This window comes from Micromonospora sp. CNZ309 (assembly GCF_002846525.1).
In genome coordinates this window covers 5,765,030-5,781,580 of sequence record NZ_PJNG01000001.1, presented here as the reverse complement: position 1 = coordinate 5,781,580, position 16,551 = coordinate 5,765,030, and the positions used below count along the sequence as shown (strand labels likewise).

The window sequence follows — 16,551 nt, the reverse complement described above, 5'->3', positions numbered from 1 at the left end:
GCAGTTTGCGCACGTTCTGGTCCTTTCTCGGAGGTGGTCAGAGCACGTCGCCGAGGACGGCGACGATCACCGGCACCAGGCCGGCGAGAATGAAGGCCGGCAGGAAGCAGAGCCCCAACGGCAGGACGATGAGCACACCGGCCCGGCGCGCGGCCGCCTCCGCGGCGGTGGCCCGGTCGGCGCGCAGGTCGTCGGCGAGTCGGGTCAGCGCGCCAGCCAGCGCGGCTCCGCTGTTGGCGCTACGCAGCACGGCGGCGGTCAGCCGGTCGGCTCCCGGCACCGCCGCGAGCGGCGCCCACGCCTCCTCGGGGCCGCCGCCGAGCCGCAGCAACCGGCCGACCCGGGCGAGCCGGTCGGCGAGCGGCCCGTCCAGCGCCCCCGCCACGGCCAGGACCGACCTGTCCACGGGCGCCCCCGCCCGCATCGCCGCCGCCAGCAGGTCGGCGGCGAGCGGCAGGTCGGCCGCCTCCCGCAGCCGCCGGTTCCGTACGGCCGGGGGCTCGATGCGACGGAGCAGCCGGTCGAGCAGCAGCGTCGTCGGCAGGGCCGCCACCATCCCGGGCCAGCCACCGACGACGACCACCACCGCCACGCCGCCCAGGCCGGCGGCGACCCGGATGGCGTCCGGCCGCCGCCGGAAACGGGCGCCATCGGTCGCGGCGTCACCGGGCCCGGCAGGTCGGCGGGGCGGCGCGGCCGGGTGGACGCCGACGGGTGCCCTGCGCAGGGCGCGCAGCCGGCGCAGGGGCCGCCGGCCCGCCGCGAGCGTCACGGCGAGCAGGGCCACCGCCACCACAAGGCCCACCACCAGCGTCAGCCGGGGCATCAGCTCGCCCGTCCCGGCGTCGCGCCGAGCCGTTCGGCCCAGAACAGCCCCGCGACCTGGAGTGCGATGGCGACGACCGCGCACGCGCCACCGACAGGGGTGTGCAGCAGGACCGCCACCGGATCGACGCCGATGCCGTAGCCGAGTCCGATGCCGCCGAGCGGCAGAGCGGCGAGCAGCAGGGCGGTGGCACGCGCCCCGGCCGCCTGCGCCTCCGCCGCGGCCAGTCCACGGTCCGCCGAGCGGGCGTCCGCCTCGATCCGCTCCAGCAACTCCGCCAGCGGCGCACCCGTCTGATCGGCGAGACGTACGGCGGCGCGGGCCAGGTGGTCCAGGCGTCCCGGCCGACCCCGCTCGTCGCGGCCGGCCGCGTCGCCGCCCGCGGTTCCGCCCCCGCCCGGACTGCCACCGTCGCCTGTGGTTCCGCCCCCGCCCGTGGTGCCACACCTGCCCGGGATTCCGCCGTCCCCGGAGGTGAGCTGCTCGGCGGCGACCGGCACCGGCAGGCCGGCCCGGAGGTCGGCGGCCAGCCCGCAGAGCTGGTCCAGCCGGCGCCGCCGGGCCCGGACGGCGTACCGGCCCTCCCTGCGTCGGAGGAGCGCGCGGGCGGCCAGCGTGCCGTAGGCGCCGACGGCCACCGCCGCGACCGGACCGGCCAGCAGCAGACCCACCCCGGTGCCGGCCGACGCGGCGAGCAGTAGGATGCGCCCCCGCGACGCCGTCGACGCGTACGACCGCAGCCACGCCGGTCGCCGGTCCTCGCCGGGCGGACCGGTAGCCGCGCCGGGCCGGCGAGTCGAGGCAGCCGTCGGGGCAGGCGTCCCGCCGGGACGTCGGGCGTCCCGCCGGGCCGGTGGCCGCAGCCGATCGGGACCGCCGCCCCCGGGTCTGGTCGATCCCGTCGCGCCACGGTCGTCTCCGGCCGGCCAGGGCCACGGCGACTGGTCGACCGCGTCCCACGACGCCCACCGGGCCCCGCCTTCCGCCTCGCGCCCACCTCGGAGGGTGCCGCCGGCCGGGACGCTCGGAGGCTGCTCCGGACGGACCGGAGGTTCGTCGCACGGGTTCCGACGGTCGGCGGCACGCGGACGAGAGACGCCCCCGGCCGCGCGCGCCGCCGCAGCGGTCTCGGCGCCCTGATCGGGTGTCCGGCGCAGCTCGGTGATCCAGGCGACGAGCGGGTCCTCGGTGCCGGCGCCTGCGCTTCCCCCGCCGACGGCCAACACGCCCCGCCGGTTGCGACCGCCACGCACCACCCCGGCCACCAGCACCGCTGCGGCGAGCGCGGGAAGCAGCGCCACCAGCGCGTACGGGGCGGTCACCTCGGTCCCGCCGATCCGGGCCACGGCTCGGTCAGAACCGGCGGCACCGGTACGCCCCGCTCCCGCAGCAGCTCGGCGAGCGCCGGTGCGGCGAGGTCGGGCCCGCGCCCGCGTACCCAGGCGGGAACCGCCGTGACCAGCCGGTCCGGGCCCTCCGGCAGGAGCAGGCAGACCGACTCCAGCACACGTCCCTCGGCACCGCGGCGCACCTGGAGCAGCACCTGGAGCGCGGCGGCCACCTGGGCGTGGAGCGCCGGGCGCGGCAGCCCGCCGAGCATCCCGAGCGCCTCCAGCCGCGCCGGCACGTCCGACGGGGTGTTGGCGTGCAGGGTGCCGGCGCCTCCGTCGTGGCCGGTGTTCAGGGCGGCGAGCAGGTCGACGACCTCCCCGCCCCGGCACTCGCCGACGACCAGCCGGTCGGGCCGCATCCGCAGGGCCTGCCGCACCAGGTCGGTCAGCCCGACCGCGCCGGAGCCCTCAACGTTGGCCGTCCTCGCCTGCAACCCGACGACGTGCGGGTGCCGGGGGTGCAGCTCGGCCGCGTCCTCCACCAGCACGATCCGCTCGGTGCCCGGGACCAGCCCGAGCAGCGTGTTCAGCAGGGTCGTCTTGCCCGAGCCGGTGCCGCCGGTCACCAGGTACGCCAGCCGGGCCGCCACCACGGCGGAGAGCACCGGCGCCACCGGGCGGGGAACCGTCCCCTGGCTCACCAACTCGTCGAGGGTGAATGGCCGCTGCCGGAAGGTCCGCAGGGACAGGTAGGGCCCGTCGGTCGCCACGGGCGGCAGCACGGCGTGCAGCCGGGTGCCGTCGGGAAGCCGGGCGTCCGCGTACGGGGAGCCGTCGTCGAGCCGCCGGCCGGCGCTGGCGGTGAGCCGTTGCGCGAGTCGGCGTACGTCGTCGACCGTGCCGAGCGGCACCGCGACCTGGTGCAGGCCCCGCCCCCGGTCCACCCAGACCCGCACGCCGTTGACCAGCACGTCGGTGACCTCCGGGTCGGCCAGCAGCGGGGCGAGCGGCCCGGCTCCCACCAGGTCGTCGTGCACCTGGTCGGCCATCCGCAGTACGGCGGTGTCGCCGAGGACGGCGGCGGTGGGCTCCGCCCGTACGGCGGACACGATCGCGGCGGGGGTGACCGGGGCCGCGGCGGCCGCGATGCGCTGTCGCACCCGGGCGGCCAGGGTCCCGCCCTCGGACGGCCCGGTCATGCCGCACCCGCCGCCGGCGCGCCGGTCAGCTCCGCGACGATCCGCTGGCAGAGCGCGGCCAGCGGCCCCCGACCGTGCGCGGCAGGTGCCTCGCCCCGCTCCAGCCCACGGGTCAGCGCGGGTTCCGGGCGCAGCGTGCCGGCCAGCGGCAGCGCGAGCGCCCGGGCCACCTCCGCCGCGCCGAGGCGGCCCGGTGCCGGACCGCGCACGATCACCGACATCGCGGCGCAGTGCGGAGCGGCGGCGGCCACCACCCGGGCCGCAGCGGCGGTGGCCCGCAGCTCGGCCGGGACCACGACGTAGACGTGGTCCGCCGCCTGCAACGCGGTCACGGCCGCGTCGTCCAACTGCCGAGGCAGGTCCACCACCACGAAGTCCCGGCCCCGCCGGGCGGCGTCGACGGTCGCGGCCATCGCCTGGGCGGGAAGGGCGAGCAGATCGCCCCGGTCCCAGGAGAGCACCACCAGGTCGCCCCGGCTCGGCAGGGCCCGCACCAGCGCCGGCGCGTCCACCCGGCCGTCGGCGCCGGTCAGCGCCGGCCAGCGCAGCCCCTCCAGTTGCTCCCAGCCGAGCACCAGGTCGAGCCCGCCGCCGAGCGGGTCGGCGTCGACGAGCAGGGTGCGCAGCCGGGCCCGGGCGGCGGTGACGGCGAGCCCGCCCGCCAGGATGCTCGCGCCGGCACCGCCCCGCCCGCCCAGGACGGCGACGATCCGGGCGCCGCCGCGCTCGACGCCCTCCGGCCCACACTCGGCGAACCGGTCGACCAGCCAGGGCTCGGCGGCCGGCAGCGTCGCCACGTGCTCCGCGCCGATCAGCTCGGCGACCTGCCAGCCTGGGTCGAGCTCCCCGGACCGGCCGACCAGCACCATCCGGGGCCGCTGCGGCAACCGCGCCCGCAGGCAGGGCTGGGCCTGGTCGGCGCCGACCAGCACGAGCGGGGCGGGCACCCAGCGGGTGCGGGCCGCGGCGGGGTCGGCGGCGAGTTCCACCTCGACGCCGCCCGCCGCGGCGAGTCGGAGCAGGTCGTCGAGCAGGTCGCCGTCCGAGGTGACGAGCAGCGGCAGGGGCCGGTGCGGCGGGACGGAGGTACGGGGTGGCATCGCGGCCTCCAGCGGTCGGGGTTGCTGACCCGAGACCCTGCTCCGGTGCCGCCCCGGTCGCCGCCCCGTCCCCACAGCCTGTGGACAACCGCATGCCCTGTGGACAACGCCCGCCGGGTGAGTCGATCTGCTATGGACTCCGGCGCCCGGACGCGCTCCCAGCTCCGGATCCACCTCGACCACCGCGACGGCGGCGGGCACCGGACGAGCCGCAGAAATCGATAGTCTGCGTTGCATGCACCGCAGCCGCGTGTACGCCGTCCTGATCGACACCCCTCGTGCGGAGGCTGCCCGGGCGGCGTCCTTCTGGTCGGGAGCCCTGGGTGTCCCAACCGAGTCCGACCCGTCGTATCCGCAGTTCATCGGCCTGCATGACGCCCTGCCCGGGCTGGTCATCGCCGTGCAGGAGGTCGACGACGAGCCCCGCTTCCACCTCGACTTCGAGACCGACGACGTCGAGGCCGAGACCGCTCGCCTGATCGCTCTCGGCGCCACGCAGGTCGCGCAGTGGCAGGAGTGCCGGGTGCTGCGCGTACCCGGTGGGCATCTGGTCTGCGTGCTGCCGGTGGAGAGCCCGCCGGAGGTCTTCGACGCGGAGGCCCGGACCTGGCCGTGACACCTGTGCCGGCACACCGAGAGTCGGGGCCGTCCACGTCCGGCCCTGCTGTCGCTGTGGCTGTCGACAGCCACCCACGCCACGCCCGGGCACGAAGATCAGGCCTGGTCGGCGGACGTAGAATCATGAAGTGACGCACGCCCGCCTTCGCAGGTTGTCGGCTGTCGTTGGCTGGGCGCTCTACGTCGCATCGGGCATCGGGCTGTGGCTGCGCTGGGGTCTCGCAGCCTGGCTCCTCACGGGCGCAGGGATGCTCGCCATTCAGTGGTCCTATGGTTTCAGCCGGCCCGAGTCCTCCCGCACGACGGGCGTGGAGGGGGACGACAATGAGCGGGAAACGGGAGTAGTCGAAGCCGCGGAGAAGGTTCTGAGGTGGTACCCGAAGTGGTGGTAGGTCAGAGCCGGCGTGTCTGGCTGCCCTCGCCGGTGCGTCCCGGGCTGCTCGGCCGGGTCGTCAGCACCGGCCCGCATCGGTCCCGCCCCGCTGGCCGGACCGGGATGGTGTCGAGTGGGCCGCCGAGTTCATCACCGAGCGGGAAGCAATCGTCTGCGCGGCGCCGAAGGCGAGGCGGGACGCGGTTCCACGACCTGAGACACGCCTACGCCACCTGACCGGTCACCGATGGCGTCCCGATCAACGTGGTGCAGCGGGTCGGTGAGTCGCGAGCAGGCGTCAACGACGCTCAATCGTTATAGGCACCCCCGGAGGACTACGCCGTCCGGATTTCGGCCGCCTACAGCCTCTCTGCCGCCTCCGGCCGAGAATCCGCCTCCGGAGAGCGGCCTCCACGGGGACGGAGACGACCTGCGACCTGGGCAGAAGCGCTCCCGGAGGAAAGGGACGACCCCCGTCGGGGGGAAAGTGACCTGACGTAACAGCGAGTGTGATCAAGTGCCGTACCGCGTGGTCAGACGTACCGGTCGTGCCGTCGAGCATGATCGAGTCCGGCTAAGCGGTACGGCGTTCGCTGACGATCCGCTGACTCTTCGATGACGCGCTGCGGGCGCCCGAGGACGGCCGGAGGCCGCCCGCAGGGCAGTCCACGAGCGCGTGGCTGGCAACCGGCCCTTGCCTTCCAAAGATCAAGAGTTCTGGCGGCATGCGTGGGTGACCGCCGCTCACCTGCTCGCAAGTGTCACCTAGCGCCGGCCCAAGCTGTCCGCAGGCTCGGCCGTACGGACGGCTGCACGGAATGAGCGGACCGTCCGACTGAAAATCGGAAGGTCGGCGGTTCGACCCCGCCCCTGGCCACATAGCCTTTCGCCGGGCTAAAGAGATCCCCACCAGCGGAAACGCCGGTGGGGATCTTCTTGTATGCCCTCCTGGCGCATCGATCGGCGTTGCCCGTGGTTGACCACTCCTGACCCCTGATCGCCGCCGCTAGTTGCACGTTCGCTGCACGCGCCCTCCTGGCTACTGAGGGACAGTTTGGGCATGGCTGCATACCATCGATGGCATGACGACGGTGGTGGTGATCCTCGTGGTACTCGTGGCGCTGTCTATCGGGGCGTTCGTCCTTGTGGGCTGGCGAGACAGACAGCGGCTCTCCTCATCCGAGGATTCGGCTGCTGTCCGCGACGCGCGAGCCGACCAAGAGCGGTATGCGGCAGAGCGTCATGGAGAACAGGGCGAAGTATGGCGCCGCGGCCAAACCCAGGGCATGTAAACGACGCCGCCCGCTCCTGCTGCCATCCCGTCTGCCGCCGACCCACACACCGTGGAGCGGATCAGGGCCAGGGTGACAAGGTGGAGCACCCCACTGTCTGAACGACCTTGTCACCCTGGCCCTGATCTGCTCGGCTTGCCTGGGTCGGTGGTAGACGGGATGGCAGCTCCCCAACCACCCACCCACCGCAACCGTTCGGCAACCATCCTGGAGTCGTCTGGCCCCCGCCGGAGGCACAAGCTCTAACCCCGCCCCCTTCCTCACCCCCCGCCCCCTCCACCACCCCTGCCCCTTCCCTCCCTGGGGCCTCAGCGGCTTCGCGCGAGCCGTTCGGCAACTCGTCCTGCCCGTGGTGGCTCCGGCCCTCTCTGGGCCTCTGGAACGTCGGAGAACGGGTGAAGGCGTGTCCGCATGGCACCGGTCACACCGGGACTCGTCACCGGGTCACCTCACTGACCCAGGGGTGACGCGCGGGGCGGGGCGTGGTTTGCGGGCCGGCTGACTTTCCGCCCCGGCGCCGTAGGCGGCCGGGGCGGCGGCTCCGTAGGAGCCGGTTGCCGCGCCCCGGCCCGCGCCGCGCGGAGCGCCTTGATCCTAAAGAGAGTGTTTCGGCAACGTCGGGCGTAGACCCTGCCAGGTCCTGCGAATCACGAGTTGGTCCCCGCGCAGTCACACCACCTGGCCCGCGTGCGTGACGTCCTGTCAGCGATCGCGACCGTCCGCTTCCGCTCACCGGTTTGGCTGATCGCTTGGCTGCTCGCCAGAACTCTGACGCCTCGATTGCAAGCTCTGTGCGATGCGTCCGCATCCGTCCGGGCACGGCCGCACGCTCGGAGTCCCGTCCATGCCAGCCCTCGTCAGCGTGCCGCCGTCCGCCACCGTTGCTGTCAGCGTTGCTGTCGGCAGCCATTCCGCCAGACCCGCGTTCAGGCGCCACCTCCAGCCGTCTGAACCGGCCGCGCCCTAGAACAATCCTGAGCCCTCGCGATGACCGGCCCGGTCAGCCGTACCCATTGCCAGCACACGGCGTTTCTGTCTGAGAGGTGCCAGGGGTTGTCGTCAATCTGTGCCACTCAGACACTTCCGCTCCGTACAAGCGTTCGACATGATGGCTTGATCACGAGGATGGAGCAACCATGGCAGACAGAAGCTCGATCGAGTGGACCGAAGCTACCTGGAACCCCACGACGGGATGCGATCGGATCTCAGATGGTTGCGACAACTGCTATGCCCTGACGCTCGCGAAGCGGCTGAAGGCTATGGGATCGCGCAAGTACCAGAATGACGGCGATCCCAGGACTTCCGGGCCTGGCTTCGGCGTAACGGTTCACCCAGACACCCTTGCCACGCCGCTGCGCTGGAAGGAGCCACGGGTGGTCTTCGTCAACTCGATGAGCGACTTGTTTCATGCCCGAGTCCCCTCACCCTTCGTCAGGCAGGTGTTCGAGGTCATGGAGGCTACGCCTCGGCATACCTACCAAATCCTGACCAAGCGAGCCGCTCGACTTCGCAAGCTAGCCGGAACGCTGCCCTGGCCACCGAACGTGTGGATGGGAGTGAGCGTAGAGGACTCCTCGGTGTTGAGTCGGATAGACGACTTACGGACCGTCCCGGCCGCGGTCCGCTTCATCTCCGCAGAGCCGCTCATCGCACCCCTCGGCCGCCTGAACCTTGAAGGAATCGACTGGCTGATCGCCGGGGGCGAGTCGGGTCCGGGAGCCCGACCGGTGGAATCGGACTGGGTCCGCCAGCTTCGTGACCAGTGCCACATGGCAGGCACGGCCTTCTTCTTCAAGCAGTGGGGAGGGCGCACCCCGAAGGCCGGCGGCCGCTCTCTCGATGGATGCACTTGGGATGAGATGCCGCAACCCAAGCGCCGGGAGGTGGTCGGCGCACTCTCAAGCTAAGCCCCGACCCTCTTCCCTTGACCCTCCGCGTGACGCAAGATGGATCAACCGAGCGTGCTGATTCGAGTACAGAGGGCTTCGCGCCGATCGGGGGTCACCATCGCATGCCACCACCTCAGGACACACTGTGGCGCAGTCAGCCTAGAGTCCTCATCAAGCATCAAGTGTATCGACACTACTTGCAGTGCTGGATGGGCAAGATTTGCAGGTCTTTTGAGCAATCCAGCATCGTTGATGCATTCTCTGGACCCGGCCAGTACAGCGATGGCCCTGACGGCTCACCGCTCGTAATTGCAAAAACCTTCTTGGAGCACTCTGCCTTTTCGCAGTTCAATACACTGCGACTCATATGCAACGAGAAGCGAGAGGATCGTCGGGAGCACCTAACCCGCAAGATGAAGGAGTTGCCACCAACTCCAAAACTCCAGTTCCACTCCGCAGAGCCTGCGGAAACAGCGCAGACCTTCGACGTCTTGGACGACCTGGCCCACAGCGGCAGCCGCAAGGACATCCCCACCCTATGGATACTGGACCCCTTCAATCTGGGTGGGGTGCCCTTCGAGTTGGTGCGCAAGTGTCTGCGCGGATCTCGCGATGAAGTACTCATCACCTGGTTTGCTGACGAGATTTACAGGTTCTGCGAAGATGCCAGCAAGGCAAACGCAATGACTCGCCACTTTGGCGGCGACCACTGGAAGGCCGCGCTGAATAGCAGGGGAGAGACAGCCCGGAAGGATGCCCTGCTAGCGGCATACCAGGAAGGTTTACAGTCTCTCGGCTTGCTCACAAACGCTGTTTCTATCTCAAGCCGGAACGAGACGGCTCGATATTCGCTTGTTTTCGCCACACATAACGAACGCGGCCTTGAATGCTTTAACCCCGTCAAATGGCGTCTAGATCCAGTCAAAGGCTCAACCATCAACGAAAATAGGGGAATGCAGCAAGCTGACTTGTTCTCCGAGCTGCCAGTAGTCGACGAGCTGCGGACCTACCTTGAGTCTCTAGAAGGCAAAGCGGCCCCGTTTGTCGCCCTGGCCCGAGAAGCTCAGCGCTTGGGCTATCTGGAGAAGCACTTGAGAGCGACACTGGACGAACTCGCAGTTGATGGCCGCGCAGTGCGGGAAACCCCGTTGAAAGCCCCAACCCGCTGGCCTGCCGAGTCGGTGATTCGCTTTTACCCGGCTGTATGATTACGCCAGCACGACCCAGATGCGATCCCCGATACTCCTATGGATGTCAAGATCCGTCGGCCATCCTCTCGCCGGCGGAGCTTGACCCCTTCGCCCGGAAAGATGACCAGTCGCCGATGAGTTGAGCGAGCGGTCAGGGCGGGCTGCCAGAACAGTCCACCATCCTCCTGGGCGTTCCGGCACCGGTCGCCGCGGTCCTCACCCAGCTGGTCACCCTGCCCGACACTCGGCGCTGTTCGGCGACCAGGCCACGCAGCGCTCAGCCAGATGTCAGTCCTCGGGGCTGCCGAGGTGCGTCAAATAAGCCTGCAAGCAATCGCCAACCCACACCTCAACTACCGAGAGTCACCGACGGGTTCCGTCGGACTTGGATTTGCAAGTGGCCAGCAAGTAAGACTACCTCGACAAAAGACCAGGCCAGGACGGGTGTGGGAGCCTGGAGAACCTTCGCTTCCGACTTGGCCGCAAGTGAAGTCCGCTAACTCTCTGTAGTCTTGGCTGTGGCCCAGAAGGGTACATAGTCCCGGTACCTCGGCGAGGCTGAGGGGTCTCGGACGGCGATCTTGCCGTCCTCAAGGGCTTCCTTGATGATGCGTGAGGCCTTGGATATGTCCGAGTCCGGTATGCCGAACCGCTCTCGCACCGACGCGTTGGTTACCTTCTCTCGGTTTACCCATCGGAGAACCGTATGCAGGTACGTCGCTCGGACCCTGTCCTCACGGTCCATGTCCTTCAAATCGCGATGACCGAACAGAACAACGCGAGTGTTATCATTAACCACCTCAACCAAGGGCGCAGGAAGCTGGAATGCTTCAATTTGCACGGCAACCTTATCCCAACCGCTGCCGCGCTCTTCGCAGATTCCGGCACGCCTCATGAAGCCGGCCAATCTTTCGTTTCGCGACCTCGGCGGAGTATCAACGAAACGCCAATGATCAACGAGGGGTTCCCCGGGGTTTGAGATTTCGAGGCGATCGTCAAATATTTCCACCATTGGCCCTGCGCCCGAAATCGAAAAGTCCTGGTGGATCAAGGCGTTTGCAAGCAACTCACGAACCGCCAAGTCTGGGAACATGCGAACGATTTGGCGTAGGGCGACCTTGATTACTTCGTTCGAAGGCAGCCTGCTGAGTAGATAATCAATCGCACCTTCAAATCCTTTGGCGTATCCGAATTGTCCAATCTGCTCCCGGATAGTTTCCACCCTGCTCGTTCCACGGTAGTGGATAATCCGCAAGGCTTTGCGACCCAAGGAGCCAAAGTCATCCAAGTTGCGAGCGAATAACACGGCACCCATGTTGGTAATATTCCAACGTCCGGTGGTCGTTTTGGTTATGAGGAGGTCTGAGGCCAGAGTCTCCAATACGTCTGCGGGGTCGGCCGGGATTGGCACGTCCAGCAGATGAAAGTAAGAGGCGACGTCGATAAAAGCCGAGACTTCAGCGGATGGCACATCAGCCTTCGCTGTACCCAGTTCAAATCCCGTCCGCTGGAAAACCTGCCACAGCCGACGCTCGTGATCCGGGTAACTCTGCAGCCTCTTCTTGTATGAGCCAACCCGGATATATTCCACGCCCTTGAATGCGACTGGTCGATGCTCCGCAGGCGCTATCTCCCACAAAACCAAAGGCTTGCCATCTACCTGGAATTCGAAGAACTCGAAATAAATCTGCGGCTCCAGCGACCGCGTCAGCCAATGCAGGAAATCTTCGTTTCCAACTTTCTGATCTCTTGGCCGAAAGGACGTACCCACGACGGCGTGACTCTCATCGTTGATACCCCAGACCATATATGAGCGATCCTTGCCATGGAGCGCGGCCGAGTTGGCTAGTGCTGACGCATACTGACCAATCCCGTCTAGGTCGGAGTAGTTCTCCTTGAACTCGACCCACTCTTCCTCTCGGGGCAGGGCACTCAGGGCGCGCACAAGCTCTTCGAGCTGCTCCTGACTCTTGCTCACAAGTCCGCTCCCCTCTGCCCTAAGCCCCTACACCGGGTGCCGGCATCATTCAAGGCCAGGGTTTACATGCGTGAGGCTAACCTACCGGCGAGGTACGACTGCCCATCCCGCCTGCTGTCGACCCGCCCTCCTGGGAGCGGGCCGCCGCCCCGGCCCGCCACGTCAAGCGGACCTTGACGCACGTTCGGACGCTGGCGGGCCGGGCGGCGGCGCGTGCGGCCCGTCAAGGGCCGCCTTGAACCCGTGTCGAAAATCTGGGCTAGAGGACGTCGCCGTGCTCCGCGTAAACAGCGTTGCCACTGCTGCGAGCTGCGATCGCCGTGCGGAGTCTCCGAGTCAGTCGAGGCGGTCCGTGATGCTCCAGATCGTCTGCTGCCACGTAGCGCCATTCGGTGAGTTCCCCGTCCGCGAAGCGGATGGCCTGTTCCTGCTCTGCAGTAAGAGCCCCGGCGTCGAAGACGAAGAGGAGCTTGTCTCCCTCGTGCTCAGCCGGTGCCCAGTCGACGATGAGCATGGGGCCGACGGCAGTAGTGAGGCCGAGTTCCTCCTCGATCTCGCGTATACATGCCGCACGGGGTGACTCGCCGGGTTCGACGTAACCGCCGGGAATGTCCCAGTGCTTCTTGTAGCTGGGGCGTACGAGGAGCACGCGGCCCTTGTCGTCAAAGAAGAGGGCGCCTGCGGCGACGCGCGGGGTCGCCATGGGTGGCATCTCGTTGGCCGTCACCAGGGCAGCCTAGATGGGCTGGGATCAGTCGAGCACCTTGAGCCGGCGGGCCAATCCGACCAGTTCAGCCGAGGGCTTGCCTCGTTGTCGGCGGATCCAGGTCAGGGCGAGTTGGCGGCTGAGGAAGTGGTGGCGGACCTGCTCGGGTGCCATCTTCTCCGCGTCGAGCAGCACGGTCTGGGCGTCGTCGAGGCGGTTCCACGAGCTGTAGGCGCGGGCGACTTCGAGGGCGTGCCGTACCCGGCGTTCCATCGGTAAGCCGGCGGTGTCGACGCGTGGCCCGAGGTCGATGGCGACTTGCAGGTCGCCCAGCTCGGCGGCGGTGGCGACGCGGTGGATGGCGACGTTGGTCGGCCCGAACGCGGTCCAGAGGTGGTTGGCGTCGGCTCCGAGCTGGCTGGCGGCGTGGTCGGCGGCGGCAAGGAAGGTGCGGGTGGTGGCGGCGTCGTTCGATCGGGCGGCGGCCATCGAGCCGGACAGGAACAGGGTTCCGTAGACGGAGAGCAGCGCAGGCGTGGCGTGCTTGAGGTGGGGCTCAAGGTAGCCGGCGGCGTCTTCCGTGAGGCGTACGGCTTCGGCGTAGCGGCCGGTGGCGTGTAGGGCGTGACCGACCGAGCGGAACAGGGAGCCGGTGACGAGAGGGTCGCACGTGGGACGGACTGCGGCCAGTCCACGGTCGGCGGCGATCCAGGCGAGATCACTCTCCCCGAGCTTGGTGAGCTGGGTCGCTGCGAGCTGGTACGCGAGGCCGAGTAGCCGGCGGGCGTGGTCCTGGTCGTCGCCGTCGTGGTGGTCGGCGGCGGCCTGGGCTCGGTGGAGCAGGTCGGGCAGGCGGCCGGTGACGTACCCGAATCGTGAGTCCTGGTAGGCGTCCCAAAGGGCGCCCACCTCCTTCTTGAGTACGGCGACGCTCGGCGGCTCCGCGTCCGTGCCGCCGCCGAACGGACCGAGGGCGCGGTAGTTCATCAGGGCGGCGCGCAGCGTGGGGACGGTTTCGGTGCCGCTGTCGCCGGTCCAGTCGAGCAGCGAGGGTTCGCCGAGTAGATCGCCGAGAGAGACGTCCAGGACTTCGGCCAGGGACTTGATGACGGAGAGCCGGTCCAGCTCGATCCGGTTGTTCTCGATCTTGCCCAGCCAGTCAGCGGTACGGCCGATGAGTCCGGCTAGGACTTCCTGGGACAGGCCGCGTCGTCTGCGGTACCAGGCGACGCGTTCGCCGATGGTCAGGGTGTTGGTCGTCCCGCGCACCGGTTCACTGTCTCCCCTCGGTCGACTGCGACCCCGGAAGGATTTTCCGGGTCACTGGGCGGTATGTGCCACAACCTGTCTGCATGACGGGGCTGAACGTATCGAGCAACTGCCAATCCTGCTCCGGCGCGGGCTGGAAGTACACCCTTGCCCGCACCGCCATCCGCGGAATTGGGCGGGGGTCGGAGCGGACTCGTTCCCTGGCCCGGCGGTCCTGCCTGGACTGCGCGGGTTCCGGTCGCGCGGCGACCTGCTGAGGCTGGCCCGGGGTGGGTGCTGGCGTGGGACCGCGACCCAAACGACGGCCCGTGAATGGCCCGCCCGCCTCGGCGCTTCGCACACCGGCGCCGCGCCGGCCGGGCGTGCCGGCACCTGGCGACCTGGTGCTGATCGACGGCCGGGCGTCGGTGCAGTTCGGCGGCGATCGCGCGCTGTGGCTGCGGGTGACGTCGGTGTGCGACAAGCCGACCTACTACGGCTGGGTGTGGCTCACCGGCTACGCCATCGACCTGGCCACCGGTAAGGCGCTGGCGCGGCGGGAGGTCTTCGCGCAGATCGCCGGCCTTCAGATCCAGCGACGCACTACCGAGAGCGCGCCGCCTCGCAACGTGGCGCCGGTGATGAGGAGACGCGGTGTTTGACGTTCGGGTACGACTCGGCGCGGTGCTGACGATCGATGCAGCCGATCGTCTCCTGCCGTCGGACGGGCCGGTGACGTTGTGGGTGACCGGGGTTCGGCTGGTGGCCAACCGTCCGCCGCAGGATGAGTGGATCTGGGTCGAGGGATTCAGGCTCGGTCCGTCCGGCCGTCACGGTCGGCAGGCGCAGATCCTGGTACGCGCGAGCAAGCTCCCGCCGGATGGGGCGGCCCGGTGAGCACCTACCTGTCCAGTGCGGTGCGCGACCAACTCCATGCGGCACAGGCGCAGCTTGACCAGCACACGCCGTCGAGCGCGGACGGGCGCTGCGCCACCTGTGGCGAGGAGGGTCCGTGCCCGCAGCGTCAGGCAGCGTTGCGGGTGTTCGGCCGGTACGGGTGCCTGCCGCGTCGGTGGCCGGGTGCGACTCGTCCGGAGTCGGTGGGAGCGCCGTCGTCGTGGTCGGGGTGGCTGGCCGCAGCGGTCGGGCGTGTGACGCCGGACGGCTGAGCGGACTTGTTCTGTCATGCAAACAACTCATAAGCTGCTGAGATTCATGCAGCGTTCATAGGTGGGGTGCCCGCGATGGCGTACGAAATTCCGACGCCGAAGTACCTGCGCGTGTTGAACACGCTGCGGAAGCGCATCGAGGATGGCGACTACGCCCCCGGTGCGGCACTGCCGTCGGAGAACCAGCTCTGTACGGAGTTCGGGGTGTCCCGCCCGACGGTGCTCAAGGCGCTGGGGATTCTCAAGCAGGACGGCTGGATCGAGTCGCAGCAGGGCAAGGGCAGCTTCGTTCGCGGCCGGCCCGCCTCCGGCCGCACCTCGCCTGAGTACGCCCGCGACGCGGTCGAGCTGGACGAGACCGGGGAGACGGAGCTCCTGCACGTCGGCCCGGTGCTCGCGTCACCGCGGATCGCGGCGGAGTTGAAGATCCCGGATGGCACGCCGGTCTACGAGCGGCGCCGCCGGACCGTTTCGGAGGCGGGGCCGGTGGACCTGGTCGCCACGTTCGTGCCGGTGGACATCGCGGTCGGCACCGACATCACCAGGCCGGACCCGATCGCGGGCGGGCTGCTCGACCTCATCGCCCGCCACAAGGGTCTACGACCCGACTACGCCACCGAGCGGATGACCGCCCGTCGGGTCAGCGACGTCGAGGCTGAAGCGTTGGACGTGCCGGCCGATGAGTCGGTGATGAGCGTCGTCATCACCGTCCACCAGGCATCCGGCGATCCGATCATGACGTCGGTGCTGGTGATGCCTGGCAGCCGCCACGAGATCGAGGACACCTACGCCCTGTCCTGATCCACTGCGTCTGCCCGGCCAGCGGCTCACGGCACATCTCGCCAGCAGTCCGCGTGACTCGCCCGTCTCCCCGATCGACGCACATTTCGCTTGTCGTGCAGTCGATCCAGTAGGTCTGCCCGGGCTCGATGAGCACTGGCTGGTCCAGGTGAAACCATCGGCCAACAGTGTTCACCAGCGTCAGGCGCTCGGCTGTCTCCCGCTGCGGCATCGCGCCCTCCTCCATGTTGGTCCTGGCAACCCGGGCCAGCTCTCCACATTGTGCAATCGGTTCACCTTCGATCTTGCTTGTACTTACAAGCTGACGTAACTTGTTAGCTCAACCGGTTGTCAGGGAGACGACTGGTGAGGCTAGGAGGCTGCCGAAGTGGTTCCGATGACGTTGAAGGTGCCCGTCCCGTCCGAGTACGTGTTCCCCGCCGGGGCTCTCTGCCTTGGTGTGTCGCCGCAGATCGACTTTGAGCGGCGTGGTGAGGCGGACAACCAGGCGCGCGACAAGGAGACCGGGGAGCGGGTCTGGGTGGTGCGGGTGATGGACCTGGACCCGGAGGCCGGAAAGTTCGGTCGGTCGACCGAGGTGAAGGTGAAGGTGGTCGCTGGGCAGCAGCCGGTGCCGCCGCCGTCGACGGTGCCGGGTTACCCGCCGGCGGTGGAGTTCGAGGGCTTGACCCTGACGCCGTATGTGGATTCGCAGCGGTGCAAGCCGGGCCGCTCGTCGGGTGACTGCCGCTCCCGCATGGCGTACTCGCTGCGCGCCACCGCGATCCGTCCGGCGTCGAGCATGCCGGGTTCGGTGGCTGCCTGACTGGTCGTTGTTTGGCGCGCGGGGCG

Annotated in this window: 15 protein-coding genes and 1 tRNA gene; 9 read left to right on the top strand and 7 right to left on the bottom strand. The window is 69.0% G+C overall.

Features of this window, described 5'->3' with window-relative positions:
- Positions 1–37: 37 nt before the first annotated feature.
- From CLT72_RS24710 to ssd, 4 genes are read right to left on the bottom strand one after another with little or no spacing between them, the layout of a single operon-like run.
- Positions 38–826, bottom strand: coding sequence for a type II secretion system F family protein (locus CLT72_RS24710; protein WP_101413807.1), 789 nt, complete (start codon positions 824–826; stop codon positions 38–40).
- On the bottom strand, positions 826–2,172 hold the full coding sequence (locus CLT72_RS33035) for a hypothetical protein (RefSeq protein WP_350820953.1): 1,347 nt from the start codon (positions 2,170–2,172) through the stop codon (positions 826–828). Before CLT72_RS33035 ends, CLT72_RS24710 begins: the two co-directional genes overlap by 1 nt.
- Positions 2,145–3,356 (bottom strand): TadA family conjugal transfer-associated ATPase, encoded by a 1,212-nt coding sequence (locus CLT72_RS24700; protein WP_101413806.1) that lies wholly within the window; start codon positions 3,354–3,356, stop codon positions 2,145–2,147. The genes CLT72_RS33035 and CLT72_RS24700 overlap by 28 nt, the downstream gene beginning before the upstream one ends.
- The gene (gene ssd / locus CLT72_RS24695) at positions 3,353–4,456 is read right to left on the bottom strand and encodes a septum site-determining protein Ssd (RefSeq protein WP_101413805.1); all 1,104 of its coding nucleotides are present in this window, start codon (positions 4,454–4,456) and stop codon (positions 3,353–3,355) included. The genes CLT72_RS24700 and ssd overlap by 4 nt, the downstream gene beginning before the upstream one ends.
- A 235-nt stretch (positions 4,457–4,691) precedes the next feature.
- Here ssd and CLT72_RS24690 point away from each other — a divergent pair, with 235 nt between their 5' ends.
- From CLT72_RS24690 to tcmP, 5 genes are all read left to right on the top strand, one after another.
- Complete coding sequence (locus tag CLT72_RS24690; RefSeq protein ID WP_101413804.1) at positions 4,692–5,072, top strand: VOC family protein; 381 nt, start codon at positions 4,692–4,694, stop codon at positions 5,070–5,072.
- A gap of 1,170 nt (positions 5,073–6,242) precedes the next feature.
- Positions 6,243–6,324, top strand: a tRNA-Ser gene (locus CLT72_RS32040).
- 205 nt (positions 6,325–6,529) lie between these two features.
- Positions 6,530–6,739 (top strand): hypothetical protein, encoded by a 210-nt coding sequence (locus tag CLT72_RS24675; RefSeq protein ID WP_101413802.1) that lies wholly within the window; start codon positions 6,530–6,532, stop codon positions 6,737–6,739.
- A gap of 1,136 nt (positions 6,740–7,875) precedes the next feature.
- Positions 7,876–8,646 carry a phage Gp37/Gp68 family protein gene (locus CLT72_RS24670; RefSeq protein ID WP_101413801.1) on the top strand — a complete coding sequence of 257 codons (771 nt, stop codon included), beginning with the start codon at positions 7,876–7,878 and terminating at the stop codon, positions 8,644–8,646.
- A 104-nt stretch (positions 8,647–8,750) separates the two neighbouring features.
- Positions 8,751–9,836, top strand: a complete 1,086-nt coding sequence (gene tcmP, locus CLT72_RS24665; RefSeq protein ID WP_101413800.1) for a three-Cys-motif partner protein TcmP — start codon at positions 8,751–8,753, stop codon at positions 9,834–9,836.
- Positions 9,837–10,314: 478 nt separating this feature from the next.
- Here tcmP and CLT72_RS24660 read toward each other — a convergent pair whose 3' ends face one another.
- From CLT72_RS24660 to CLT72_RS24650, 3 genes are all read right to left on the bottom strand, one after another.
- Positions 10,315–11,796, bottom strand: a complete 1,482-nt coding sequence (locus CLT72_RS24660; protein WP_199184636.1) for an ATP-binding protein — start codon at positions 11,794–11,796, stop codon at positions 10,315–10,317.
- 259 nt (positions 11,797–12,055) lie between these two features.
- Positions 12,056–12,523, bottom strand: a complete 468-nt coding sequence (locus CLT72_RS24655) for an NUDIX hydrolase (RefSeq protein WP_101413799.1) — start codon at positions 12,521–12,523, stop codon at positions 12,056–12,058.
- 24 nt (positions 12,524–12,547) lie between these two features.
- Positions 12,548–13,771, bottom strand: a complete 1,224-nt coding sequence (locus tag CLT72_RS24650) for a helix-turn-helix domain-containing protein (RefSeq protein ID WP_101413798.1) — start codon at positions 13,769–13,771, stop codon at positions 12,548–12,550.
- A gap of 383 nt (positions 13,772–14,154) precedes the next feature.
- On the opposite strand from CLT72_RS24650, the gene CLT72_RS24645 reads away from it, so the two are divergent.
- The 4 genes from CLT72_RS24645 to CLT72_RS24625 all read left to right on the top strand — a co-directional run bounded on the left by CLT72_RS24645 (position 14,155) and on the right by CLT72_RS24625 (position 16,525).
- Positions 14,155–14,412, top strand: a complete 258-nt coding sequence (locus tag CLT72_RS24645; protein WP_486484322.1) for a hypothetical protein — start codon at positions 14,155–14,157, stop codon at positions 14,410–14,412.
- On the top strand, positions 14,405–14,647 hold the full coding sequence (locus tag CLT72_RS24640) for a hypothetical protein (RefSeq protein ID WP_101413796.1): 243 nt from the start codon (positions 14,405–14,407) through the stop codon (positions 14,645–14,647). The genes CLT72_RS24645 and CLT72_RS24640 overlap by 8 nt, the downstream gene beginning before the upstream one ends.
- Before the next feature lie 347 nt (positions 14,648–14,994).
- Complete coding sequence (locus CLT72_RS24630; protein ID WP_101413795.1) at positions 14,995–15,720, top strand: GntR family transcriptional regulator; 726 nt, start codon at positions 14,995–14,997, stop codon at positions 15,718–15,720.
- A gap of 376 nt (positions 15,721–16,096) precedes the next feature.
- Positions 16,097–16,525 carry a hypothetical protein gene (locus CLT72_RS24625; RefSeq protein ID WP_486484321.1) on the top strand — a complete coding sequence of 143 codons (429 nt, stop codon included), beginning with the start codon at positions 16,097–16,099 and terminating at the stop codon, positions 16,523–16,525.
- Positions 16,526–16,551: the final 26 nt, after the last annotated feature.